This window comes from Candidatus Acidiferrales bacterium (assembly GCA_036514995.1).
GTDB lineage: Bacteria > Acidobacteriota > Terriglobia > Acidiferrales > DATBWB01 > DATBWB01.
Map to the genome: position 1 here is coordinate 1 of DATBWB010000107.1, position 24,080 is coordinate 24,080.

The following is a 24,080-nucleotide window of genomic DNA, read 5'->3' on the forward strand; positions in this document are numbered from 1 at the left end:
GGGGGGGAGCCGCTTCTTGAGCGGGCTACATGCTTGCGTTTAGGATAGCAGGTGGAACGGTTGGTGGTTTCGCAACAGGCATTCATGAAAAATGTCATCGTAGGCACGGCCGGCCACATTGACCACGGCAAATCGGCGCTGGTTCTGGCGCTGACCGGCACCGATCCTGATCGCCTCGAAGAAGAAAAACGTCGCGGTATCACGATTGACCTCGGCTTCGCCTTCCTTACGCTCGGCGACATTCGGCTCGGATTCGTGGACGTTCCCGGGCACGAACGCTTTGTGCGCAACATGCTCGCCGGGGTGGGCGGCATTGATCTGGTGCTCTTCGTCGTCGCCGCTGACGAGTCCGTCAAGCCGCAAACGCGCGAGCATTTTGACATCTGCCGGCTGCTCGCCATCTCTCGCGGCATCACGGTTCTGACCAAATCGGATCTGGTCTCGCCCGAAACGCTCGATCTGGTCCGGCTCGAGGTGGAAGAATTCATCGGCGGGTCGTTCTTGGCGGGCGGGGCGATTTTGCCGGTGAGCGCCAAGAGCGGCGCGGGGCTCGACCGGCTGCGGGAGGAATTGCAGCTCGTCGGCGGGGAGGTGCCCGGAAAAGATTCCTCGCGCTTTTTCCGCTTGCCCGTTGATCGCGTCTTCGCGATGAAAGGCTTCGGCACGGTGGTGACCGGCACGCTGGTTTCCGGCAGCGTCGGCAAAGAAGATGAGGTTGAAATCTTGCCTCAGGGGAAACGCGTCCGGGTGCGCGGCGTCCAGGTACACAACGAGCCGACCGAGCGTGCGGTGGCGGGCCAACGCACGGCGCTCAATTTGGCAGGAGTCGAAGTGGAGGAGCTGACGCGCGGCATGGTGCTGGCACCACCGGAAATCTTTGAGCCGACGGACCGCGTGGATGTCGTTTTGGAATTGCTCGCGTCGGCAAAGCCGCTCAAGAATCATGCCCGGGTCCATTTCCACCAGGGAACGCTCGAAACGATTGCCGAGGTGGCGCTGCTCGAGGGCGCCGCGCTTGCCCCGGGCGGGCGCGCGTATGCGCAGCTCCGGTTGCGCGAGCGAACCCTTCTGTTGCCGGGTGATCCCTTCATCGTCCGGCAATTTTCTCCGGTCATCACCATTGGCGGAGGCCGGGTGCTGGACAACCTGGCGCGGCCTTTGCGGGCGTACAAGCATCTTGCCCGGACGGGACGGCCGGATACCGGTGTGATTTCGCGTTTGCAAACATTCGAGAGCGGGCAAAAAGCGCAGATTTTGGCACAAATCCTCCACGCTGGAAGCGAGGCCGCAGTCACGCTGCCGCGCCTGATGGCTCGGACCGGCTGGACGCAAGCAGAAATGCGCGAACTGCTCCGCCAGGCCCAGGCCGCCGGGAAGGTTCATATGCTTTCCGAACAGCCGGTGCTCATTGCTGAGACGGACCGTTTGATGGAATTGGCCAAGGACACGTTGATGGCGGTGGACGCCTTCCACAAGGCAAACCCGCTGGCGGTCGGGATTCCCAAGCAGGAATTGCACGAGAAAGTTTTTGGAGCCTCGCCTTTCGGGGCTGAGCTTTTTCGGGTGGTGCTCGAGGAACTGGCCGGCACCGGCAAGCTTGAGGTTGCTCAAGAAAACGTGAAGCGGGCGGGCAGGGAGGTGCCATTCAGGGATGACGAGGCCCGCGCGCGCGCGCAAATCGAAGAGGCTTTTGCGAAAGCCGGACTGAAAGTGCCCACGGTGAAAGAAATCCTGGCCAAGCTGCCGGTGGAGGCAAAGCGAGCGCAAAAGATTTTGCAGTTGTTGCTGCGCGAAAAAATTCTGGTCAAGGTTTCTGAAGATTTGCTCTTTCATCAATCGGCCATGACCCGGCTCCGGGAATTGCTGGCCGAACAGAAAAAGAAGGGCAACCAGATTTCGGTGCCTGCTTTCAAAGAGTTGACGGGCGTGACGAGGAAGTACGCGATTCCGTTGCTCGAATACCTGGACCGGGAGAAGGTGACCCGGCGGGTCGGTGACTTGCGCGTCATCCTCTGAGTTTTTCAGTCACCAGTGAAAACGCAGGCGTAGGGTAATCTCCCGGTGGAGAGCAGCAGCGATGCGCCACCTGTCTTCCCGCCCTTCGTTCCAAAGATAGCCCGGCGGACGGTGTTCCCTCACGGGCTGCGCAGAGTCAAAATCATTTGATTGACGCTCCTCCGGGCTAGGCCTAGAATGGAGGTCGGAAGCGAGGAGGAGATTGTGTTTGGTGGCCGCATTGGATTGCCTGAACTCATTATTATCCTTCTGATCCTGTTGCTTATTTTCGGGGGCAGAAAGATACCGGAGATTGCCCGCGGCATTGGCGAGGGGATCAAGAATTTCCGAGAGGGCCTGCGCGAAGGGAAGTCCGAAGAGAAGAAGTAGGCTTCCACCGCCCGCTTGCACTTGCCGGCCCGCCAAAGAATCACTCATTGCAGGAGTTGGTATCCTGGGTGAATCCACCGGCAGGGGTTCGTCCACCCGAAGTTCTTGCTCCCCGAATTTCAAGCCAGCGGGTCAGCCGAAGCCATTCTGGGGGTGCTTTTTCCCGGGACTGCCCCAGTCGCGCAGCATTTGGCAGAGCCGCGAAACGGGTAAACCCACCACGTTGAAGTAATCGCCTTCGATTGCCCTTACGAAACGGCTGGCGTAGCCCTGTACGGCGTAGGCTCCGGCTTTGTCCATCGATTCCCCGGTTGCCAGATAATCTTCGATTTCCGCCTCACTCAGCGGGGCAAAGTGAACCAGCGTCGTTTCATGCTCGACCTGCAAGCGCTCGCCCGAGCCGGTCAGGACGAGCGCCAGGCCGGTAACCACTCGATGCGTCTTGCCCGACAGGAGCCGGAGCATGCGCCGCGCGTCGGCGCGAGAAGCCGGCTTGCCCAGCATCTCACCCCGGATGGCCACCATCGTATCTGCGCCGATGACAATGGCGGCCGGATCGGTGGGCAGGCAGCCGGCCGACTTCCGGGCTTTGGCCAGCGCCAGCCGCCGCACATGCTCTTCGGGCGACTCGCCGGGGCGGATCGTTTCATCCACGTGGGCGGGAAGAACATCGAAGGCGAAGCCAGCATTGCGCAAGCATTCCTGGCGTCGGGCCGAAGAAGAGGCAAGCACGAGGCGCATGGCTCGGGGATTATAAATGTGAACGGTGCCCGGTGACCAGCTTGGCCCGTCCCCATGAAATGAATCGGGATGTCGGCGGAAATTCGCAGGGTCGAAGTGTGCCCGATGAACGTCCTGCCTTGTGCTACAATTCCGGAATTTGAGCCCGACATGGAAGCGCTCGCGCCAATCATCCGAAGGTGGATCGAGGAGCTTGAATCAAGCTGGCCCGAATGGGGCAAGCATCGTCTGGAGTTGATGCAGGCGCTGTGGCCGGCCGTGGTGGGGAGGTCGCTGGCTCGAAGGACGAAGCCCGTCGCATGGCGCACCCATCGCTTGCAGGTCGGCGTCCCTGACCCAGCGTGGCGCGGGCAGATGGAAACACTGGCGGGGCCCCTGCTCGCTGCAATTCGCCGATGGTTTCCTCCTTTGACGGTCGCGGCGTTGGAGTTTGTCGTGGATGAAAACCTAGGCTCATCCGCCTCCCCGGAAGAAAACACCACGGCAGGCGCAGGGGCGCTATCTGAAGCGCCGCCATCAGCCGGAACGGATTTACCCCTGGAAGCGATCGGGGACGAAGAGTTACGAAAACTGGTGGCAAAGGTTGCCAGCCGATTTTTTTCTCTAGCACGCTGCTAGTGCCGTTCCAACTATTTTGGGCTAAGTTCTTCATGGACTCAGCACGTATGACTAATTATGTTGCTCCAGCCCCGTTTCCATGCGGAACGGGGCCAGCTCGCTATTCTGCTCAATTAGTTGAAACGGCACTAGAAGCTGTCTTTTAACCTGCTCCGGCTTGGTGCAGGGGTCATGCTGAACCCGCCGAGGCGGGTGAAGCATCTCCAAGCTGAGATTCTTCGGTCGCCGCAGCGACCTCAGAATGACGGCGTTTGTGCCAGGCGGTTGTGAAACGGGTTGTGGAGAAAAAGAAGTGGCCCTGACGCGAGAAGAAGTCGAGAAAGTGGCGGCGCTGGCGCATCTCCAGCTTACTGAGAAGGAATTCGAAACGTTTCGCCGCCAATTGGATTCGCTTTTGACCTATGTCGCCAAGTTGAACGAGCTGGACACTTCCCGGGTCGAGCCCATGGCGCAGGTTCTCTACCCGGCGCGCGAGAATGTTGCTTTTCGAGAAGACGCGGTCAGCGCGAGCTTGCCCCGCCAGCAAGCGCTCGGCGAAGCGCCGGAGAGTGACGGCTCGCTTGTCAAGGTTCCCAAGGTTGTGGAGCGCTAGGGCGGTTCCCCACTTGATGGATCCGACGAAGCTCACCATTCAGGATGTGCTGGCGCTGCTCAAGGGGCGAAGGGCCTCGGCGCGGGAGATTGCTGAGAGTTGTTATCGCGTGATCGAGGCCAAGAAGGAGCTGGGCGCCTTCCTGACGCTTTCGCCGGAGCGGGCCTATGCCCAGGCTGAGCGGGTGGACAAGATCGTTGCCTCGGGTGACGATCTGCCGCCGCTGGCGGGCGTGCCGGTGGCGATCAAAGACGTCTTGGTCACGAGCGGCCTCAAGACGACAGCCGGGTCGCGGATCTTACAGGACTATATTCCCCAGTATGACGCCACATCGGTGGAGCGGCTCGAAAAAGCCGGCGCGGTCGTTCTCGGCAAGACGAATTGCGACGAGTTTGCGATGGGGTCTTCGACCGAAAACTCCGCCTACTTCCCGGCGCGGAACCCGCACGACCCCACCCGCGTGCCCGGGGGCTCGAGTGGCGGTTCGGCGATAGCGACGGCGGCGGGGATGTGCGTGGCGGCGCTGGGAACGGATACCGGCGGCTCCATCCGCCAACCGGCGGCGCTCTGCGGCGTGGTAGGGATGATGGGGACCTACGGCCGCGTTTCGCGGTATGGGTTGATCGCGTTTGCTTCCTCCCTCGACCACCCCGGGCCGTTTGCGCGCACGGTTCGCGACGCCGCTCGGGTGATGCGCATCATTGCCGGGCGGGACCCTCTCGATTCCACCTCAGCCGAAGTTCCCGTGCCGGACTACGAGGCGTTGCTCGTTCAGCCGGTGAGGGGTTGGAAAGTGGGCGTGCCGAAGGAATATTTCGGCCCGGGTCTTGACGGCAAAGTGGGTGCGAACGTCGAGCGGGGAATCCGTAAACTGGAAGGCCTCGGCTGCAAAATTTTGGAGATTCGGTTGCCGCACACCGACTATGCCATCGCTACCTACTATATTATTGCCACTGCGGAAGCCAGTTCCAACTTGGCACGGTATGACGGCGTGCGTTACGGCTTGAGGGTTCCGGAGGGCGAACTCCGCGCCATGTACAAGGCGACTAGGGGGAAGGGTTTTGGCGTCGAGGTGAAGCGCCGGATTATGTTGGGAACCTATGCCCTCAGCGCTGGATACTACGACGCGTACTACCTTAAGGCACAGAAAGTAAGGGCATTAATCGCGCGCGATTTCTTGACGGCATTCGAGACTGTCGACGTCATCGTCACGCCCACCTCCCCCGTGCCCGCTTTCCGATTGGGCGAGAAGACTTCCGATCCACTCGAGATGTATCTCGCTGATATCTATACGGTCACGGCCGATTTGGTGGGCATTCCGGCCATCTCTATTCCCTGCGGATGGACGAAGGGAGAATGTCGCTTGCCCGTCGGGCTACAGCTCCTTGCGCCCTCCTTTGAAGAGGCCCGTATCTTCCAGATAGCGCACCACTTTGAGCTTGCCGGTGGGTTTGAATTAGTATGATTTCTTGGCTGTCGGTCACCGCCCCGCGACCCCTATTCGTGGCTGGGACGTCATTTCCCCGAGAAGTCCGAAGGTTTTAGTCCGTTCGGTCTATTGGTTGCTTGGAACGCAAAGGCGTAGTCTGGAATCGAAATGAGTAGCGCCTTGGGTTCCGACCCGACTGGAGGAAGACCCCGTTCTGAGGCCACCATGATTCGCATCAAGTCATCGCAAAAGTTTTTTACGGAGGATGAAGTTTCCTCGCTCACCGGGATCTGCCTGAGACATCTGGACGACCTCATCCAGATGAAGCACCTCGGGCAGCTTGTCGAGCGAGCGGGTGACCTGGTCCGGCTCTTCACCAGTTCGGATCTGATTTATCTGACCAAACTCTACCCTCGCTGCCAGCACTAGAAATCCAAAGGGTAGTTCTGTTTGGGCTTCGAGCTCGCCGCGGGCGAGGCTGGCCCCCTAATTCCGGCCCCACTTCCCAGCGACACGGCGCCGCGTAGGGGCGTATGGCCATACGCCCCTACCGACCTACGGCCGGATGCCACTCATTGCGGCATGCGCCGCAAGATTTGCAAGAGGATGAGCCCCATCGAGAAGCCAAGAAAGGCCATGCCGCCGCGCCACCAGATCACGGGATCGTGACTTCCGATTTGAAACTTGAGAAAGCGACTAAGCCCGCCCAGGAAAAAGCAGACCGCCGCAATCACCATGAGGACATAGATTAACTGCATCATGGGAGTCCTCCAAGTTGTGGATTGCGCTTTTGAAGAGCGCACAGGGCGTTGAGGAAACAACTCTTTTCTAGATTATAGGCTCTCGCTGCGGGAGAGTCCAGGCGGAGCATTCGCCTATCCGGTTCAAGACGCAAGGAGTGGGACTACCATGGGAAACTGCTTCCGTTTGGATCAAACGGCCTGTTGTCCGCCGGTAAGGGATTCCAGATAGGCGTTGAGATCCGCCGGCCCCCTCAGCCGCTTACGGGCCAAAAATTCCCGGGGCTCGACATAGTGCGGATTGGGAAAAACAACTCCGACGAGAAGCACAAGCGAATGCGTGGCCATGAGACTAACGACTTCGCGTACTCCTCACTGCTCGGGGATCTTCCCCGTGACTTCGAGGTAGGTTCTTTCGACCGTGGCTGGCGCGCCATTTTTGAAATTGGGAAAGTCGGCTTGGTATCGGGCCAGATCGACACTCTTTTTGGCGTCGTCAAGGCTCTGGCCCTTGGCGACGGCATCTTTCACCGCTGCTACTGCGTCGGCAAGGAAACTGATGAGCCTCGAGAGTTGTTTCTTGCCCTGCTGCACCGGGCCGTGGCCGGGAATGGCGGTTTCGAAGTCCAAACGCTCCACGCTGCGGAGCGCCTCCACCCATTCCACGGGATAAGCATCGCGCATGAAGGGGATTCCGTTGGTCAGGAGATCGCCCGTTACGACCACTTTTTCTTTGGGAAGAAAAACCACCACATCGCCCCGGGTGTGGCCTTTGCCATAGTAGAGGACATAGATGTCACGGCTGGGACGATGAAGGACGAGGCTCCGCTCAAAGGTGAGCGTCGGCAGAGTCGGCTGGATCGCTTGCAACTCCTCCAGATAGGACTTCAGGTCAGCAATCCGTTGCGACAACTGTTGGCGTTGTTCCTCGCTCAACGTTTCCCCTTGTTCACCTTTGCCGCTGGCCAGTCGCGCTTCCGCGGCGGTAATGTCGCGCGGCAAGTTGTTGAGCTGGTCCTGAATTCCGGGCAAGGCTTTGCCCGTCATGTCCTGCCGGGTGAGATGTTGCGAGATGTACTCCACGTTTGGCCCAAACGCCCCGACGTAGGCCTGGTTGCCCTGCACGTGGTCGTTGTGCCAGTGGGTGTTTACGACATAGCGCACGGGGAGGGGCGTAATCTTCTTGATCTCGGCGATCAATTCCCGCGCTGCGCTGGGACGGTAATGGGTGTCCACCACCAGGACTTCGCCGCGATCCACGATAAACGCGGCGTTGGCGCCCACGATCCTGCCTGGCTTGGGAATGGCCGCATAGACTCCGTCAGCCACTTTTTGGATGTCGAGGCTCTGGGAGAAGAGAGAGGCAGGGACGCAGAGGAGGCAGAGGAAGCAAAGGGCAAGGCTTTGGCGCGACGGTTTCACATTTCCTCCAGAAGAGTTGGCTCTTTGGCGAAGCGGCCAAGGATGCAATCAACGAGCACGGTCTGTCAAGGATGCTGCTGGCCGGGGCCGTATTGGTGTAGGGGCAAGCTTCAGCTTGCCCTCGTCCCGGGGCAGTCCGAAGACCGGCATACAAACAGTTCGCTCGGGAAGCCGAGATGGGACAGGAAGAAACGAGCCAAACGGATGACGGTGCAATGAGTGGCGCGCCCTCTCAGAACAGGTTTTGCGGCGCTTTGATCACGCGCGAGCAGGCATTGGCGAGCTTGCGCCAGGAAATTTCTCCGCGTTCCTCAAAGAGGATTTCGCCTTCGCGGGGTTTCGAGTGAAACCAGCGCGCGAGAAGCCACAAGTGCTCGGAAAGGTCGCGACCGGTGAACGGTGTGTCCTGCTTGCCCTGGGCTCGCCGCGGCGACTCGAAGGGTTCGCCCTGCGGGGCGGCAGGCTGCGGCTGCGTTCCGTTTTCAAGATTCGCCGTTCGCCCTTGGCCATTCGGCAGGGCTTGGCGCAACCGCTGTTCGAGCGACACCGGCCGGTCGGATTGCTCGCAGACGCGGAACGGAATGGCCTCGCCCAGCCGGCCCCGCTCGACGGGATAGAGAATCACAAAACCTTCTTCCACCGACTTCTGCACGACGATTGCATTCAAATCCTCGAGCGGGCGCTCGAGTTCTGTCCCGCCGCGAAGGATGCCCTCGAGCTTTTCGATTCGCTTGTGGATGGCGGCTGCCGATTCGAAGTGGGTTGCCGTCGAAGCCGCCTTGCGCTCGCCGGAAAGCTCTTCGAGCAACGATTGGCCGCGCGTCTTGAGAAAATGGGTCACCCGTGACACCTCTACGTCGTATTCAGCCTTGGTGCAACCGGCAAAGCAGGGCGCCAGGCACATCTTCATGTCGGAATAGATGCAGCCGGGGAACGTGGGATCGCGACGAATCTTGATCTGGCAGCGGCGCATCTTGAAAAAATCGAGAAATTGGTCGGCAAATTTCTGGGCAGCCAGCCGGCTAAGAAACAGCCCAAAATAGAAACTTTCATCCGCTCGCCCTGGGCCGGTCGAAGGGTCGGCAATGCGCCGCGTGACGTAGCAGCGTGGATATTCACTCTTGAGGTTGACCTTGAGCATGGCCGGCGGCCGCAGACGCAAAAAATCGCGGTAACGCTCGGGAAAGAAGCGCCTGGCCTGCTCGTAAAGCACCACCGAAGACTCAAACGCCGAAGCCGTCACCCGATAGCGAATTATCTTGGTAAAGTCGCGGAGACGGAGTCGTTTCGATAAGGTTGCTTCCGGGTCGAGCAGCCGCATCAAGCGCCGCCGCAGGTTCGTTGTCTTCCCCAGGAAGGGGTCGGCCCTCATGTCCTCTTCGGAAAACAGCGCAACGACGCCGAGCTTTTCCGGGATTTGCTCGAACATGTCGGCGGCTGAGGGATCAAAGACAATTTCTTGGTCAAGTTCCAGCATGAGTCCTTGGCAACAGAACAATGGTGAACGGCGAAGAGCGCAGGGTCAAGACGAACCACAGATAAACATAGATGAACACAGACACCAACACACGAATTCATGTAGGGGCCGGTCTTCAGACCGCCCTCAAATAGGCTTCATAACAAGGAGGGGCCAGATAAAGAGGGGCAAAACAGTGAGGGGCAAGCTGAAGCTTGCCCCTACAGGACCTCGACTCGTGCCCTATGCCTTCCGCACACAAAGCCTGATGCGAAGATTCTCCCAAAGGTCTCTTTGCAGGTTCCGCTCGAGCTCGCCGTATGGCAGCGCGCTGTTCCTTGCATCCAAGACCAGTCCGATGGCCTTGTCTACGCCGGGGCGGCGCGAAAACATGATTGCTTGGCCTACTTTGACTCTTCGACTTTGGACCTTAGTATTGCCTAAGCACCCACGCGGCAATAATCATCCGCTGGATTTCAGAAGTCCCTTCGTAGATTTCGGTGATGCGAGCGTCGCGGTACATTCGCTCGACGGGATATTCGCGGGAGTAGCCATAACCGCCGTGGATCTGGATGGCCTTGTGGGTGACCCGGGTGGCCATTTCCGAGGCAAACAGTTTGGCCACTGAAGCCTCGAGCGAAAAGCGCGGCTTGGTGTCGGCCATGTAGGCGGCGCGGCGGGTCAGCAGGCGAGCCGCGTCAATCTCGGTTGCCATGTCGGCCAGCATGAACTGGATGGCCTGGAACTTGGCGATGGGTTGATTGAAGGCGATGCGTTGTTGGGCGTACTTGAGCGCTTCCTCGAAAGCACCCTGAGCGATGCCGGTGGCTTGCGCGGCAATGCCGATGCGCCCGCCATCGAGTGTCGCCAGGGCAATCTTGTAACCTTCGCTTTCTTTCCCGACCAGATTGGTCGCCGGAATTTCGCAATTGTCGAAGATCAACTCGACGCAGGCAGTGGCATTGATGCCGAGTTTTTTCTCTTCCTTGCCGACCTTGAACCCGGGAGTGCCTTTTTCCACGATGAAGGCGCTGATGCCCTTCTCGCCCTTGGTGATGTCCGTCATCGCATAGACAATCGCCGCATCGGCCACGCCGCCCACGGTGATCCAGATCTTCGTTCCATTAAGGACGTACTTATCGCCCCTGCCGACGGCGGTGGTTTTGAGCGCGGCGGCGTTCGAGCCGGCCTGGGGCTCGGTGAGCGCGTAGCAGCCGAGCTTTTCGCCTCGGGCAAAGGGCACCAGAAACTTCTTTTTTTGCTCTTCCGTTCCGAAATGGAGCACCGGGTCGCAAAAGAGAGAATTGTTGACCGAGAGGATGGCGCCGGTGGAAGCGCATACGCGGGAAATCTCTTCGATGACGATGCTATAGGCAATGTTGTCGAGCCCCGCGCCGCCATATTCCTGCGGCACGCACACCCCCAGGAACCCCAGCTCGCCCGCTTTCTTGACCGTTTCCATGGGGAAGCGATGGGTTTCGTCAATCTCCTTGGCAAGCGGCTTGACTTCGCTTTCGGCAAATTCCCGAACCGTCTGTTGGATGAGTTTTTGCTCTTCGGTGAGTTCCAGATTCATGGCTGGCCTTTCCAGAGGCGCCTCGGGGGCGGCTCGCCCCGATCAGTCGGGGCGGGGAAGACGCGTGTTGGGATGTTCGAACCCTGGCTACCAAGACGGGCATTCTAACGGGAGCGAGCCGGCAATGACAAGTAGCCGAGAGCCGGAGATGGAGAGCGGGGAAGAATCGTTCTGCATTTTGTCGAGCTACTTTTCGAAAAACGGCCTCAGCCTTCGGTACGTCGTGGCCAAGTCTTCCGGCTCGACGCGGGTTTCGCCCACGGTGGTGACAAAGCTGCTATCGCCGGTCCAGCGCGGCAGGACGTGGAGATGGACGTGGCTGGCCACGCCGGCGCCGGCGCAACGGCCGATGTTCATCCCGAGGTTGTAACCTTCCGGCTGATAGAGCTCGCCGAGCGCGATCTGCAAGCGGCGAGCGAGGGCCATCATTTCGGCAAGAGTGTCCGCGTCGAGAGCAGCGAGGTCGGCAACGTGCTCGTAGGGGCAGATCATGACGTGGCCGGTGGTGTAGGGAAAGCGGTTGAGGATGATGAAATTTCGCCTTCCGCGATGCAAAACCAGATTCGATTCGTCGGAAGCGGCGGCGGCCGTGGTGGAACCGCCCTGGGCATCGCAGAGGACGCAGGTATCGGCTCGGGTTGCGTTGGAAACGTACTGATAGCGCCAGGGAGTCCAGAGATAATCCATGCCGCCTCGCCTCCACCCCGTCCCGAGGGGGTCGAGTGCTTACCCGGTGGCGGGCTGGGTCTCGGCGGGCTTGATGCCGTTGACCATGTCCTTCAATTCCTTGCTCGGCTTGAAATAGGGAATGGTCTTGGCGGGCACGTCCACGCGCGTGCCGGTCTTTGGGTTGCGCCCGATGCGCGCCTGGCGCTTGCGGGTACGGAAGCTGCCAAAGCCGCGAATCTCGATCTTATCGCCGCCGCGAAGGGCCTTGACGATGCTGTCGAAGATGGTTTCGACGACGGTTTCGGAATCCTTGCGCGTCATCTCAATGGCGCGGGAGACTTCTTCTACGAGTTCCGCCTTCGTCATGGCTTGCTCCTTCATTTCCAAAGATACTGAAATTGTACCGGAGCTTCCGAGTTCCGCACCACCGGCGGCAACGGCAACTTATCGCCGATGAGCCAGTCGAGCAAACTGCGTCGCTCCCTGGATGGATGAACCACTCTGGGCTCGCCCTTGATCCCCGCCAGCTTGGCCGCTTCCCGAATCGCATCGGGCAGGTTGCCGAGGCGATCCACCAGATGATTCTGGAGCGCCTGGGTGCCGGTGAAAACTTTTCCGTCGGCCAGCTTGCGAACTTCCTCCACCTTCATCTTCCGGCCTTCCGCCACCGCGTTCACGAAATGGCCGTAGATATCCTCGATCACGCCCTGAATGTAAGCCCGTTCCTCCGGAGTAAGATCCCGAGCCGGATTGCCGGCGTCCTTGAAAGCTCCGGACTTGATCACCACGTCCTTCATCTTGGCCCAGCGCAGCAACTCGCCATAGTTCGTCCACTGGGCAATGGCCCCGATGCTCCCCGTAATGCTGGAAGGGTTGGCAAAGATCTGCTGGGTGGCGCAGGCGATGTAATATCCTCCGGAAGCCCCCACCGAAGCGATGGAAGCGACCACAACCTTTTTCTTCTCTTCGCGGACACGCTTGATCTCCGAGAAAACTTCTTGGGTGGCGGCTGCCGAACCGCCGGGCGTGTTCAGCCGGATGACAATCGCCCGCACGGAATCTTCTTTCCCGTACTTTTGAATTTCCTCGACGATGTTGGAGACATCTCTGATTTCGCCGATGACATCGACGACGGCCACCTTGTCGCCGCCCAGCGCCAGGTCGCTTTCCACCCCGCGCATCGAATAGAAGACAAGGACCAGGACTACGACGACAAAGGCCAGCAGCGCCGCCCCGCCAACGGCCATCCAGCGAAGCAAACTAGCTCGTTGCTCTACCATGAGTTGCTCGGTTAAGTCAGGGGCCCGCCGCGCTTGGAAAGAATCATGTCGCCGATGGTGGCGCGGGAAGAAGATTTCGAGGAACGATATTGCTGAATCGTCTTCCGTTCGGCCTCGTTCAACGCGGCCCGATAGCTCAACCCGATTTTGTGCTCCATCTGGTTAAGCTTGATGATCTTGAATTCATACTCCTGCCCGACTTCCAGGTCAATCTTTTCTGGCCGCTCGGCCCGGCCCGCCGGAGCTGGTCTTTCGCTCCGCTGGCCCCGCGATGCGGGGTGGACTTCGGAGATATGGCAAAGGCCTTCGATGCCCTCTTCCAGCTCGATGAAAGCGCCAAAGGCGGTCACTCGCACCACCTTGCCCTTCACCACGTCGCCCACCTTGTTCCGGGCGAACCAGCCTTCCCAGATGTCATGCAATTGCTTGATGCCGAGCGAGAGGCGGCGATGGGGAACGTCAATCTGCAAAACCCTGGCTTCGACCTGGTCGCCCTTCTTGAGCATTTCCGAGGGATGTTTGACGCGCTTCGTCCAGCTCATATCGGAAACATGAATGAGCCCGTCGATGCCCTCCTCCACCTCGACAAACGCGCCAAAATCGGTCAGGTTGCGAACCCGGCCCTTGATGACCGAGTTGATGGGATATTTTTGCGCCAGCAGTGCCCAGGGGTCAGGCTCGGTTTGTTTGAGTCCGAGCGCAATACGCCGCTCCTCCGGCTTGACGTCGAGCACGACCACCTCAATCGCATCGCCGACCGAAACAATCTTGGAGGGATGCTTGGCGCGTTTTGACCAGCTCATTTCCGAAATGTGCACCAGGCCTTCCACCCCCGGCTCGAGCTCGACAAAAGCGCCGTAGTCGGTCACGCTGACCACCTTGCCTTGCACTCGCTCGCCGATCGGATACTTGTCGGGGGCATCCGCCCAGGGATCGGGCTGAAGCTGCTTCAGGCCGAGCGAAACGCGCCCCTTTTCCCGGTCGAACCTGAGAACTACCACTTCAATGTCCTGTCCCGGCTGAACCACATCGGAAGGCTTGCCCACCCGGCCCCAGCTCATGTCCGTCACGTGGAGCAAGCCGTCCAGGCCGCCCAGATCCACGAAGGCGCCGTAGTCGGTGACGTTTTTCACTTTGCCGTTGACGATTGTGCCCTCTTCCAGAATTTCCACCAGCCGCGCCCGCAAAGCGTCGCGTTCTTCCTCCAGGATGACGCGCCGGCTGACCACCACGTTGCCGCGCTTGCGGTTCAGCTTGATGACGCGAACATCCACCTCCAGGCCCTTCCACTCGTCGAGGTTCCGAACCGGGCGCAGGTCCACGTGCGAAGCCGGCAAAAATGCCTTGATGCCGATATCCACCGCCAGGCCGCCCTTCAATTTGTCCACCACGCGGCCGGTGAGAGAAATGCTTTCCCGGTGAGAACGCTCAATGGCTTCCCAGGCAAGCCGCCGGCGCGCTCTCGAAAAGCTCAGCCGGACATTGCCTTCTTTGTCCTCGGATTCCACCAGGACGGGGATTTCCTGCCCCCGTTCGACAAGGAGGTTGCCTTCGGAGTCGAGGAACTCGTTGCGGGAGATGGTGCCTTCGGTCTTCGAGCCAACGTCCACGACGAGGACATCTTCGCGAATCTCTACCACGCGGCCTTGGACGATCGCGCCTTCTGAGCTGGGAGCAGCGACTTCCATCTGCTCCATCAGCTCGCCCATGTCGGCCGCCTGGGCTTCTGCCGGGGCCTCCTCCGGCGCTGCCTCCTTGGCGGCCTCTTCGACAAAAGCAGGCGCGGCGGCAGCTTCGGCGGCGGCTGTCTGAGTTACTGGATTTTTTGCCGGTGCTTCAGTCGCCGAAGTTTCCATCTCGGCGGGAGCCTCCGGGTTGGCCTCGGTTTCCGAATCGCCCAACGACATCCCCTGGCCTCCTGAAGGTTCACCCTGAAGAGCGTTCACTCTGAAGGGTTAGCCTTGCCTCCCCCCGGGAGCTCTTCCTTGCAGAAACCTGCGGAAGAAAGGTGTGAGGAAGGAAGGTGCGCGGACGCTCAAGTAATAAACGCCCCGTCGCCGCCCAAACCCAACGCACTATACCCAAATGCCCCGGGGAAGTCAACGCACGGAGAGGATTCGAGTTAGCGAAAAGAGCGTGATCCGTGACGATGAAAGGCAGCTTCAAAGAGCCATGAGGCGGGCACGGGGTACTCTTCACCGATACTGCGCTTGCCTCACTCGCTGCCGATAGTCGGGGGCGGTGATCTCCACCACCCGGCACATCTCGTAAAGACGTGATCGGACGCGCTCGCCGATGCGGTCGGCGAGAGAATCTTCCGTGCGGGGCGTCGGCTGGCCGGAAGGAAACCTGAGCGTTTCGGCATCCCGCAAAGCGGGACGATCGAGGAAGTTCGTGGTCATGAGAGTTGCGCGCTTTTCGTTGTAGCGAGTGTTCAAGATATGCCCGACAATATCTTGCACCCAAGCAGACGGTTTGATGGCGCCCAGGTCATCCAGAAGCAACACCTCCGCCAGCAACACCGGCTCGAGCACCTGCGTCTCGGTGGTTTGCGAAATAGGGTTGTAACTGTTCTGGATCTCCTTGAGCAATTCCCGGAAATCGTAGAAGAGGCAATCATGCCCTTTAGCGGCAAGCGCCAACAATGCCGCCACTCCGAGGTGTGTCTTGCCCACCCCGCAGGGGCCCATCAGGAGCAGGCCGTAGTCCACGTGAGCGGGATAGTCGGCCGCGTAGCGCTGGAGCGTCAACTTTGCCTGCTGCAAACTGCGGTTCGACTGCTCTTCAGGCTTTTCGTAGATGTCAGTTTCAAAATTGTCAAAGTCGCAGTGTTCGTAGCGGCTCGGAATCCGAATACTGGCGAGCCGCCGGACGGCCCGCTGCTCGGCCTGGCAATCGCAGAGAACCATGCGGCGCACCCCGCCGCTTTCTTGAGGCTTCCAGCCGGTGCCTTCGCAGATGGGGCAAGTGGCGGCCATGGAGAGGAGAGTGCCGAAGTCCCGATGCATCGGGACGGGCAAGAGAATACTCCACGCGGTCTATAATGACAACCGTGCCAAGGCCGTAGCCTTATTCTGTCTTCAAGGTTTATAATTTGTCGGGGCCTTTGGGGCTAGTGAAGGGTTTCGAATGGGATGCTCCACAGCGTCGAGTAAAGTCACGCGGCGCGAGATGCTTGCAGTTATCGGCAAGACGGCAGTCGCTTGCCCTGTCCTGGCTCTCGGTTTGTCACGACTCTCCTGTGGCGGTGGGACCAAGCCCGGAGTAAACCCTCCTGGAGATGGATACCCGGGGACAGATGAGCAACTCCTTGATGAGATCGAACGGGCAGGCTTTCTCTTCTTTTGGGAGCAGGCCGATCCCTCCACTGGCCAGATAAAGGATCGCTCCCGAGCGGATGGTAACGATACCAGGGATATTTCCAGCATCGCGGCAACGGGATTCGGGCTGACGGGGCTTTGCATTGCCGACAGCCGCGGCTATGCCCCCACCACCCAGCTTCGGGATCGAGTTCGCACGACTTTGGATTTCCTTGCCAACCAGATGCCGCATGTGAACGGGTTCTTCTACCACATGGTGGACATGAACACGGGCGCCCGCGCGTGGCAATCCGAACTTTCTTCCATTGACAGTGCGATTCTCTTGTGCGGCGTGCTGACCTGCCGACAGCATTTCAACACAACAACAGAAATCGTGAACCTGGCCACGCAGATCTACCAGCGGTTCGATTTCAACTGGATGCTCAACGGCGGTCCAACATTGTCCATGGGCTGGACACCGGAAAGCGAATTTCTTCCTTACCGATGGGACACCTACTCCGAACTGATGATGCTGTACCTGCAAGCGATCGGCTCAACGACATTTCCCATTCCCGCTTCGAGTTGGGACGCCTGGGCGCGGCCCACGCTCTCCTACCAGGGGCTGACCTACATCTCACCGAATGCGCCGCTCTTTGTTCACCAGTATTCGCACGCATGGATTGATTTCCGCAACAGGCGCGACGCCTACGCCGACTATTTCCAGAATTCCGCCACAGCCACACAGGCCCACAAGCTCTTCTGCCTCTCCCTGCGCAGCCAGTTCGCCCACTATTCCGATGATCTCTGGGGCATCACCGCGTCGGATTCGGTGAACGGGTACGTGGTGTGGGGCGGGCCTCCGGCAATCGGGCCCATCGACGGAACGGTGGTACCCTGTGCCACGGCCGGTTCGTTACCCTTCGTGTTTGCGGAGACGATGCGTGTGCTACGCAATATCCGCCTGAACTACCCCAATGCGTGGCGGCGCTATGGCTTCGTGGACGCGTTCAATCCGGCGAGGAACTGGTACAACCCGGATGTGATTGGCATTAACCAAGGCATTACCATGCTGATGGCGGAGAATGCGCGCACCCGCTTTGTCTGGAACACTTTTATGAAGAATGCGGAAATCCAAGATGCGATGACCAAGGTGGGATTCCGACCGGCCTAGCCGCAACCCGCTGCGGTTTCGAGCTTTTCGTCAACGCGCACCCGCCTATCGAACTTCAATCAGGGCGAGCCCGTGAGGCGGCAGCGTGAGGGTGATCTTACCTCGCGTGAGGCGGCGCGTCTCCGGGCCAGGCAGCTCGGCCGCCTTGCGCAATTCCTGGATTTGCTTGCGCGTCAGGTATCTGGGACTCCCCATGGCCTCATAGGCGGGCAGCAAGGAACCGTGGTCCTTGTCGAGCCGGTGGACTACGACACGCCGGTTGCCGGCGAGGCCCTTCACGTTCAGCGTCACTTTCTTCGCCGTGCCGGACTCCTCGGGCAAAAACAGATTCCACACCGCAAGGACGAGCGTGCCGTCGGCACGGCGGGTGACCAGGGCTGAGTCGGAGTTCACCGGGATCCTTCGTTCGCCCAGCCGATGCAAGAGCTTAAAGGCATTAAATGACGGTTTCGGCAAACCTCCGACAGCCATCAAGCCGAACCCGCCATAGAAGGGCTGTTTCACCACACCTTGTTCCTCAAAGACATCGGAGAACGTCCAGTAAGCCAGCGTGTCAACAAGTCCGTCACATTGCCGGATTGTATCGGCAAGCCACGGGCCCATGAACACGGAGTCAGTCACTTGTGGTTCGTTTTTGTAGCTGGCGTTGTACTCGGTCCAGTGGATAGGCAGGTTCGGCCGCGCGGAAGCCTTCACCTGATCGTGCACCTTGCGCACGGCGCGGCAGACCATCTGGTTGCGCGAGATCATCTCGTTCGAGCCGAAAACGTCGTGTGAGGAATCGTTGGCATAGACGTGCGTGGAAACGAAATCGAGAGGAACGTTTTTTTCCACGCAATGCCGGATGAAACGGTCCACCCAGGCTGCCTGTGCGGTAGCGGGCCCGCCGACGCGCAGCCGGGGACTCACCCGCTTGATGGCGCGCGCCGCTCGGTCGTAAAGTTCGTAGTAAGTGGCCTCCTTCGGCTTGCCCGTCCAAAAATCAATGTTCGGCTCGTTCCATACCTCGAAGTACCACTCGGCTACCTCTTCGATGCCGTAGCGCTCTACTAGGTGTTTCGAGAACCGGTAGATGAGGTCCTCCCAGCGGTTCCAATCCTTGGGCGGGCCGGTGTACTGCTTGTACCAGAAGGGGTGTGTGACATTGGTAGCCGCCAGTTTCCTGGGCATGAAGCCTAGTTCGACAAAGGGGCGGACACCGTTTTCGAGCAAGCCATCGTAAATCTGATCCACGTAGGAGAAGTTGTAAACCGGCTCTCCCGTTGCGTCCTCGTCGTAAACGCCCACCTCGTCGTGAAAGATGGCATGAAACCGCACGTACTCGATGCCGGTGATGCGCCTCACGGCACGCAAGTCACGCCGGTAACTTTCCCGCAAAGTGAGAATCGCCCGACCGGAGCCAAAGGTGCGCTCCCAGTAGTGCGGAAAGGGCCGTGTCTCGGCTCGGGCATCAACCTCGATGGTCTCCGAGAGCAACTGCGACTGTGCACCGGGCGGCAGAGATAGAACAGCAATGGCAAGCAAGAAATTCGTGAGGGCATGAATCGGAAGCAGGACGGAGCGCTTCACCCGAGTGGCCTCCTGGTCAAAACCGAATGTGAGCGAGAGCGGTGGGCGTTCTACGCCCACCGCTCTCGATTCTCAAGGATACCAGGGGCACGCTAGAAGCTGAACCGCATCTGGAATTCAACCACACGGCCGGCCAGCCCGCGCGCGGCCATGCCGAAGTTCGGCTCTTCGATATTGGTGCTGGCGGAGTTGAACCCAAAAGGCTGCAAATTGAGCTTGTTGAACATATTGAAAAAGTTGGCTCGGAAGTCGAATTTCGTTCCCTCGCTGAAGATCCATCCTTGCGGCAAAGGAGTGCTCTTCACAAAGCTGAAATCCAGTCCGAAAAATCTCGGACCGCGGAAGGCATTGCGGCCAATGCCGGGAGGGCCCTGGGTGCAGGCGTCGAAATACGGGTCACCAATACTCGGGGCCGGATCCGGCGGGCAGTTGGCGGAACGATTCTGAATGCCGGGGAAGTTGCCGTTATTTCGCGTAAACGTATTCGTGTCGTGACTGTCGCCCACGCCACCGAAATAGGCAGAAGGTCGCGCCGGGCGAATGGTATCCGCCCCGGTCACCGGAACCGAGCTGACGCGCCCGGTCACCGGCGTCCACGGGAATCCCGAGTGTGCGCTCAGAATCGCATTGATTTGCCACCCGCCAAGCAGCTTGCCGACCCAATCTGTTCGGTTGCGCAGAATCGGCAAGTCCCACAAAGCGATGAAGGTGAAGTGGTGCGTGGCGTCGAAATCGGAGGGTCCCCGTTCCGAATCGAGGAACGCGGGGTTGGTCTGGTTGGTTTGCGCCCCGGGCCCTTCGTTCGAAAGTGTGTCAATGCTCTTCGACCACCGGTACGCCCCTTCCACCTGGAAGCCTTGGGCGAATGGCCGCCGGACTCGCACGAGCATGGCGTTGAAGTTGGCGTTCACGTCGGGTGTGGGAAAGTAGGTCGCGTAGAAGCCTGGGTTCACGGGATACAGAAAGTTTTGATTGACGATGCGGATCAGCTTGTGACTGCTGCTGGCCTGATACCCGAGCGACCCGAACAAGCGCCATGGCAGCTCGTATTCCGTCTCCAGCGACCAGAGGTAAACATACGCGTTTGGATTCCGCGACGGGGAGCCGTAAATCTCCACCGAGCGGCCAAGAACTCCGCCAGTGTTCGGATCGATTCCTACTCCCAGCGCCGGATTCACCGGGTAGCTTGTGGGCGACGTGCTGCTGCCCAGAACGTAGGTGATTACCCCTCCGGCAAACGGGCTGCCCCAGGATTCCCCGCCGACGCCGGTAGTACCGCAACAGATGTTGTATCGAGCGAACTCCGGCGGGTTTCCGCGACTGTTGCTGAAGCCGACTTGCGGGATGCGGTTAAAGGCGACTCCGAAGCCTCCGCGGATCACCATCTTGTTCTCGAAGAAGGTGGGGCTCCAGGCGAAGCCGAGCCGCGGCGCGAAATTGTTGCGGTCCGGCTCGAAGAGTTCGTCCACCGACTGCACTCTTCCCGCGGCGAGGTTGGGAGGCGTAAAGATGAGATTGGTGATGCGGTTGCCCTTTTCGCGCAAGGGCGAGAAATACTCGTAGCGCAACCCGACATTGAACGTCAGATTGGGACGAAACTTCCAGTCGTCCTGCACGAAGAATCCAACGTAGCGAGTGCGGAAGTAGCGCTGGGCGTTGGCTGGCCCGCCGGTGCGCGGATCAGCGTTGATCTGTTCAAAGATCGGCGTATCGTTCGCCAGATTCCACAGCCGATGGAGGGAATACAGCGGACGGGCTCCTCCGCCCAGATTGTTGTTGTCCTGTTCCCAGCGCAGCTCGATTCCGCCCTTCAAGCCGTGGGAGCCGAACACTTTGCTGAGCACGTCTCGGAACTCGAAGATGTTCTGGGCAAAGACGCCGGGCGTAGTTTCCGACCAGTTTGGCCCAAAGCGGATGCGGTCAAAGGGCAATCCTTCGACTTCGACCCGCGGGATGCCGAAGTTGGTCCCGCCGCTATCCGCCACTTGGTCAGCGGCAAAGCGCGTGAAATTGAAGCGCGTTTCATTCAGCATGGTGGACGTCAAGGTGCGAATCCAGGTGGCGGTCATCGAGGTATTGAACGGTTTGAACGTGAGGTCGTTCATCGGCCGGCTTCGGCCCGACTCATCGGCGCCGCCGAGGTTGTTCTGCTTGGTCACGTAGAGGCTGTAGGCGAACTGGTTTCTGCCGAGATGGTAGTCAATGCGCGTGTTGTACTGGTGGCCCCGAATGCGCGAAGGAAGCAGGAGTTGCACGCGCTGGATGTCCGCCACTCCGTCGAATCCACCACCGAGTGCATTGCCCAGCGGGTTGTACTGGCCGAGCCCGAGCGTGAGCGAGCCAATGTCCATTCCCTGGCCCGCGATTTGGCACTCGGCTGGGGAGAAGTTCGCGCAAGTTGGAGCGAGCGTGGCGTCAACCCGCGGCGCAATTCCCGGCTGGCCGAAGATCCGCGCCGTAATCCCGCCGCTCCGCTGGTTGATTACAAGATCGCGGAACTGTTGCGTCTCGATGAACACCGGGCTGGAGACATCGCTGTTGTTGACTCTGAGGCCCTCGTAGGAAAAGAAAAAGAAGAGCTTTTCCTTCAACACCGGGCCTCCAACGCTTCCGCCGAACTGCCGAATCTTATTGCCCACTCGAACAGGTAGCGCGCCTCCGGGCCCACCATACTTGTTGAACGAATTCAGTCCGGGATCGCCGTGTTTGTAGATGGCGCTGCCGTGGAAATCGTTGGTGCCATTCTGCGATACAACCTTCACATGAGCGCCCGTATTTCGCCCGTCTTCGGCGGAATATGAACTCGACAGCACCTGTACTTCTTTCACCGATTCCTGGTTTGGCGTGACCAACGCGGCACCGCCCCAGGTCAGACTGTTCACGCTGACGCCATCGATGGTGTAGTTGTTTGCGGAAACGCGCTGCCCGTTGGCGCTGACCTGTACCTGGTTTTCGACTTGGAAAATGGATGTGTTGGAGCCCCCCGGACCGGCGTTGTTCGGCAAGGGGACCGCTTGGCCGGCTCCGCTCCTCGCGCTGTCGCCGAAAACCCCCGGAGCTGTTCGCAGGAGCTCGTACGGATCGCGCCCCACCTGCGGTAGCCGAAGCAGATCGTCACGCCGAATCGCGCCGTTGACGCTGGCGCTTTCCGTCTGCATCCCTGGCGCCGTCTCGGCGGTGACGGTCACAGTTTGTTCGATGGGACCCAGCTCGAGCTTCACATCATATCCGCGGGTCTGCTCGGCCCCCACCACCACATCTTTGCCTTCGTGTTTTTTGAAGCCCTGCGCTTCAACTTGAACGGTGTATCTGCCGGGTAGCAAGCCCGCAATCCGGTAGAACCCCGTCTCGCTCGTGACACTCTCGTAGGTGCGGGCGGTCTCCTGATTGGTCGCCGTCACGCTGGCCTTGGGAACCACGGCGCCAGTCGTATCCAGGACGGTCCCCTGGATGGCGGCATTGAACTGCGCATGCGCGGGCGCGGCGAGTATCAAAAGAGCTGACACTGCAAAGGCGAAACAGAAAGGACGAATTCGCTGGGTCATGGTCAACCTCCGAACGCTTCGGCGCTGAAAACTGGCGAGAATCGAGCTCTCACCCCTCAGACTGAAATCTCTGCTGACGCACTACCTGAATTTGGCTAAGTGGCATTCTCCGGCTGTGCCGGCAATGAGCTTGCCGCGGAATGAGCAGGGAACAAGCGAAGTCGAGGCAACCCTCCTGCATGGCAGCGACACACGCGATCATCAGGTTAGTCCCAGCCCTCCCGACCGTTCGGCCGGTGGCTGCGATTTTGATTGCCGCGGAGCCTCCGAGAGTTTTTGAATCTGACCGCCGTTGGCTCCACTAAATCGATTTAATTGCACTCCTGCCCTTCTAGCACCAACCTATTTCTCCTGTCAAGCAGTTTTTTATTTACTTGGCCGAGGGGCTTGATATGAAAGGTTCCTTGTGCGAGACTGCGCTCGTGCTGCGAAAGAAGGCGACGAACGCTCCTGCCTCCCGGCGGGTCGAACCGCCGAACCAGCCTGTCAGCCTGAAGGCGCTGGCTGATTACCTTGGGCTTTCTCCTGCCACGGTCTCCTTGGTGATCAACAGATCGCCCGTGGCGGATTCGATTCCGCAGACCACAAAGGACCGGATCTTCCGCGCCGGCAGGAAACTCAATTACCGCCCGAACTTTTTGGCTCGCTCCCTCAGGAAGCAACGCAGTTTTACGATTGGAGTGGTGGTGCCGGAAGTGAGCGAGGGATATGCCGCACTGGTGATGAGCGGGATTGAGGACCACCTTTTGCAAGAGGGGTATTTTTACCTCGTCGTCAGCCACCGTCACAAGTCCGACTTGATCGACGAGTATCCGAAGCTCCTCCTTGGGCGGTCGGTCGAGGGGCTCATTGCCGTGGACACGCCGTGCCAGCGGAGTCTCGCGATACCCGTCGTGGCGGTCTCCGGGCACCACGACGTTAAGGGCGTAACCAACATCGTGCTGAATCATCAGCGCGCAGCAGCCTTAGCGCTGGAGCACTTATTTCAACTGGGCCACCGACGGATCGCCTTCATCAAAGGGCAGGCGTTCAGCTCTGACACGGAAGTGCGGTGGAATGCCATTTGTGAGGCCGCCCGCCGGCTTGGGTTGTCAGTCAACCCAAGGCTCACAGCCCAGCTTGAGGGCGACCTTCCTTCGCCCGAGTTGGGCTACGGAGTGACAAAAAAGCTGGCGGCGCGCGAGCCCTTTACGGCGCTGTTTGCCTTCAACGACATTTCGGCCATCGGGGCAATCCGCGCCTTGCGGGAAGTCGGCTGGCGGGTCCCCGAAGACGTTTCTGTCGTGGGTTTTGATGATATCCAGAGCGCTGCTTTCCAGAACCCAGGTCTCACGACGGTTCGGCAGCCCCTCCGGAAGATGGGCGAGATTGCCGCCGCAACCGTGCTCCGGCGCATTGCCAGCTCCACCAATGCCCGCTATCCGAAGCGAATTACTGTCGAACCGGAGCTGGTCGTTCGTGAATCCACCTGTCAGGCCCCCGTACCGGCTGAGATCGACCGAAGAACTGGACAGGGCGGGTCGCACAACTGAGGGCGAAGAAGTTCACCTCATCTGCCTCACTTTGGTGCGCACCATCCGGGTTGAAT

General features: G+C 59.7%; 20 protein-coding genes. 8 read left to right on the top strand and 12 right to left on the bottom strand.

Annotated elements, in window-relative coordinates:
• Nucleotides 1-51: 51 nt before the first annotated feature.
• Together selB and tatA are read left to right on the top strand one after the other, a co-directional pair.
• Entirely contained in the window at nucleotides 52-2,016 is a 1,965-nt protein-coding gene (gene selB / locus VIH17_07530) for a selenocysteine-specific translation elongation factor (protein ID HEY4683086.1), read from the top strand.
• 177 nt (nucleotides 2,017-2,193) lie between these two features.
• Nucleotides 2,194-2,385, top strand: a complete 192-nt coding sequence (gene tatA, locus VIH17_07535; GenBank protein ID HEY4683087.1) for a twin-arginine translocase TatA/TatE family subunit — start codon at nucleotides 2,194-2,196, stop codon at nucleotides 2,383-2,385.
• A 132-nt stretch (nucleotides 2,386-2,517) separates the two neighbouring features.
• Here the strand turns inward: tatA and VIH17_07540 are convergent, their stop codons facing one another.
• Nucleotides 2,518-3,126 (bottom strand): Maf family protein, encoded by a 609-nt coding sequence (locus VIH17_07540; GenBank protein HEY4683088.1) that lies wholly within the window; start codon nucleotides 3,124-3,126, stop codon nucleotides 2,518-2,520.
• Between the two features lie 105 nt (nucleotides 3,127-3,231).
• Here VIH17_07540 and VIH17_07545 point away from each other — a divergent pair, with 105 nt between their 5' ends.
• The 4 genes from VIH17_07545 (at nucleotide 3,232) to VIH17_07560 (ending at nucleotide 6,194) form a co-directional block, all read left to right on the top strand.
• Nucleotides 3,232-3,744 (top strand): DUF721 domain-containing protein, encoded by a 513-nt coding sequence (locus tag VIH17_07545; protein HEY4683089.1) that lies wholly within the window; start codon nucleotides 3,232-3,234, stop codon nucleotides 3,742-3,744.
• A gap of 292 nt (nucleotides 3,745-4,036) precedes the next feature.
• Nucleotides 4,037-4,336: an Asp-tRNA(Asn)/Glu-tRNA(Gln) amidotransferase subunit GatC gene (gatC, locus tag VIH17_07550; protein ID HEY4683090.1), complete on the top strand. Its 300-nt coding sequence runs from the start codon at nucleotides 4,037-4,039 to the stop codon at nucleotides 4,334-4,336.
• A 16-nt stretch (nucleotides 4,337-4,352) separates the two neighbouring features.
• A complete protein-coding gene (gene gatA / locus VIH17_07555) occupies nucleotides 4,353-5,801 on the top strand; it encodes an Asp-tRNA(Asn)/Glu-tRNA(Gln) amidotransferase subunit GatA (protein ID HEY4683091.1) in 1,449 nt (482 codons plus the stop codon).
• Nucleotides 5,802-5,990: 189 nt separating this feature from the next.
• Entirely contained in the window at nucleotides 5,991-6,194 is a 204-nt protein-coding gene (locus tag VIH17_07560; protein ID HEY4683092.1) for a hypothetical protein, read from the top strand.
• Nucleotides 6,195-6,337: 143 nt separating this feature from the next.
• Here VIH17_07560 and VIH17_07565 read toward each other — a convergent pair whose 3' ends face one another.
• From VIH17_07565 to VIH17_07605, 9 genes are all read right to left on the bottom strand, one after another.
• Nucleotides 6,338-6,526 (bottom strand): hypothetical protein, encoded by a 189-nt coding sequence (locus tag VIH17_07565; protein ID HEY4683093.1) that lies wholly within the window; start codon nucleotides 6,524-6,526, stop codon nucleotides 6,338-6,340.
• A gap of 351 nt (nucleotides 6,527-6,877) precedes the next feature.
• A complete protein-coding gene (locus VIH17_07570; GenBank protein HEY4683094.1) occupies nucleotides 6,878-7,927 on the bottom strand; it encodes an MBL fold metallo-hydrolase in 1,050 nt (349 codons plus the stop codon).
• Nucleotides 7,928-8,159: 232 nt separating this feature from the next.
• Nucleotides 8,160-9,404, bottom strand: coding sequence for a hypothetical protein (locus VIH17_07575; protein HEY4683095.1), 1,245 nt, complete (start codon nucleotides 9,402-9,404; stop codon nucleotides 8,160-8,162).
• A gap of 409 nt (nucleotides 9,405-9,813) precedes the next feature.
• A complete protein-coding gene (locus VIH17_07580; protein HEY4683096.1) occupies nucleotides 9,814-10,959 on the bottom strand; it encodes an acyl-CoA dehydrogenase in 1,146 nt (381 codons plus the stop codon).
• Nucleotides 10,960-11,145: 186 nt separating this feature from the next.
• The gene (locus VIH17_07585) at nucleotides 11,146-11,646 is read right to left on the bottom strand and encodes an HIT domain-containing protein (protein HEY4683097.1); all 501 of its coding nucleotides are present in this window, start codon (nucleotides 11,644-11,646) and stop codon (nucleotides 11,146-11,148) included.
• Nucleotides 11,647-11,685: 39 nt separating this feature from the next.
• Complete coding sequence (locus VIH17_07590) at nucleotides 11,686-11,994, bottom strand: HU family DNA-binding protein (GenBank protein ID HEY4683098.1); 309 nt, start codon at nucleotides 11,992-11,994, stop codon at nucleotides 11,686-11,688.
• 11 nt (nucleotides 11,995-12,005) lie between these two features.
• The gene (gene sppA / locus VIH17_07595; protein HEY4683099.1) at nucleotides 12,006-12,908 is read right to left on the bottom strand and encodes a signal peptide peptidase SppA; all 903 of its coding nucleotides are present in this window, start codon (nucleotides 12,906-12,908) and stop codon (nucleotides 12,006-12,008) included.
• 11 nt (nucleotides 12,909-12,919) lie between these two features.
• Nucleotides 12,920-14,815 carry a 30S ribosomal protein S1 gene (locus VIH17_07600; protein ID HEY4683100.1) on the bottom strand — a complete coding sequence of 632 codons (1,896 nt, stop codon included), beginning with the start codon at nucleotides 14,813-14,815 and terminating at the stop codon, nucleotides 12,920-12,922.
• 288 nt (nucleotides 14,816-15,103) lie between these two features.
• Nucleotides 15,104-15,928: an ATP-binding protein gene (locus VIH17_07605; GenBank protein HEY4683101.1), complete on the bottom strand. Its 825-nt coding sequence runs from the start codon at nucleotides 15,926-15,928 to the stop codon at nucleotides 15,104-15,106.
• 109 nt (nucleotides 15,929-16,037) lie between these two features.
• On the opposite strand from VIH17_07605, the gene VIH17_07610 reads away from it, so the two are divergent.
• Nucleotides 16,038-17,378, top strand: a complete 1,341-nt coding sequence (locus VIH17_07610) for a glucoamylase family protein (GenBank protein HEY4683102.1) — start codon at nucleotides 16,038-16,040, stop codon at nucleotides 17,376-17,378.
• 45 nt (nucleotides 17,379-17,423) lie between these two features.
• Here VIH17_07610 and VIH17_07615 read toward each other — a convergent pair whose 3' ends face one another.
• Nucleotides 17,424-18,947 carry a hypothetical protein gene (locus VIH17_07615; GenBank protein HEY4683103.1) on the bottom strand — a complete coding sequence of 508 codons (1,524 nt, stop codon included), beginning with the start codon at nucleotides 18,945-18,947 and terminating at the stop codon, nucleotides 17,424-17,426.
• A 92-nt stretch (nucleotides 18,948-19,039) separates the two neighbouring features.
• Nucleotides 19,040-22,492, bottom strand: a complete 3,453-nt coding sequence (locus tag VIH17_07620; GenBank protein HEY4683104.1) for a TonB-dependent receptor — start codon at nucleotides 22,490-22,492, stop codon at nucleotides 19,040-19,042.
• A gap of 392 nt (nucleotides 22,493-22,884) precedes the next feature.
• Here VIH17_07620 and VIH17_07625 point away from each other — a divergent pair, with 392 nt between their 5' ends.
• Complete coding sequence (locus VIH17_07625; protein HEY4683105.1) at nucleotides 22,885-24,024, top strand: LacI family DNA-binding transcriptional regulator; 1,140 nt, start codon at nucleotides 22,885-22,887, stop codon at nucleotides 24,022-24,024.
• Nucleotides 24,025-24,080: the final 56 nt, after the last annotated feature.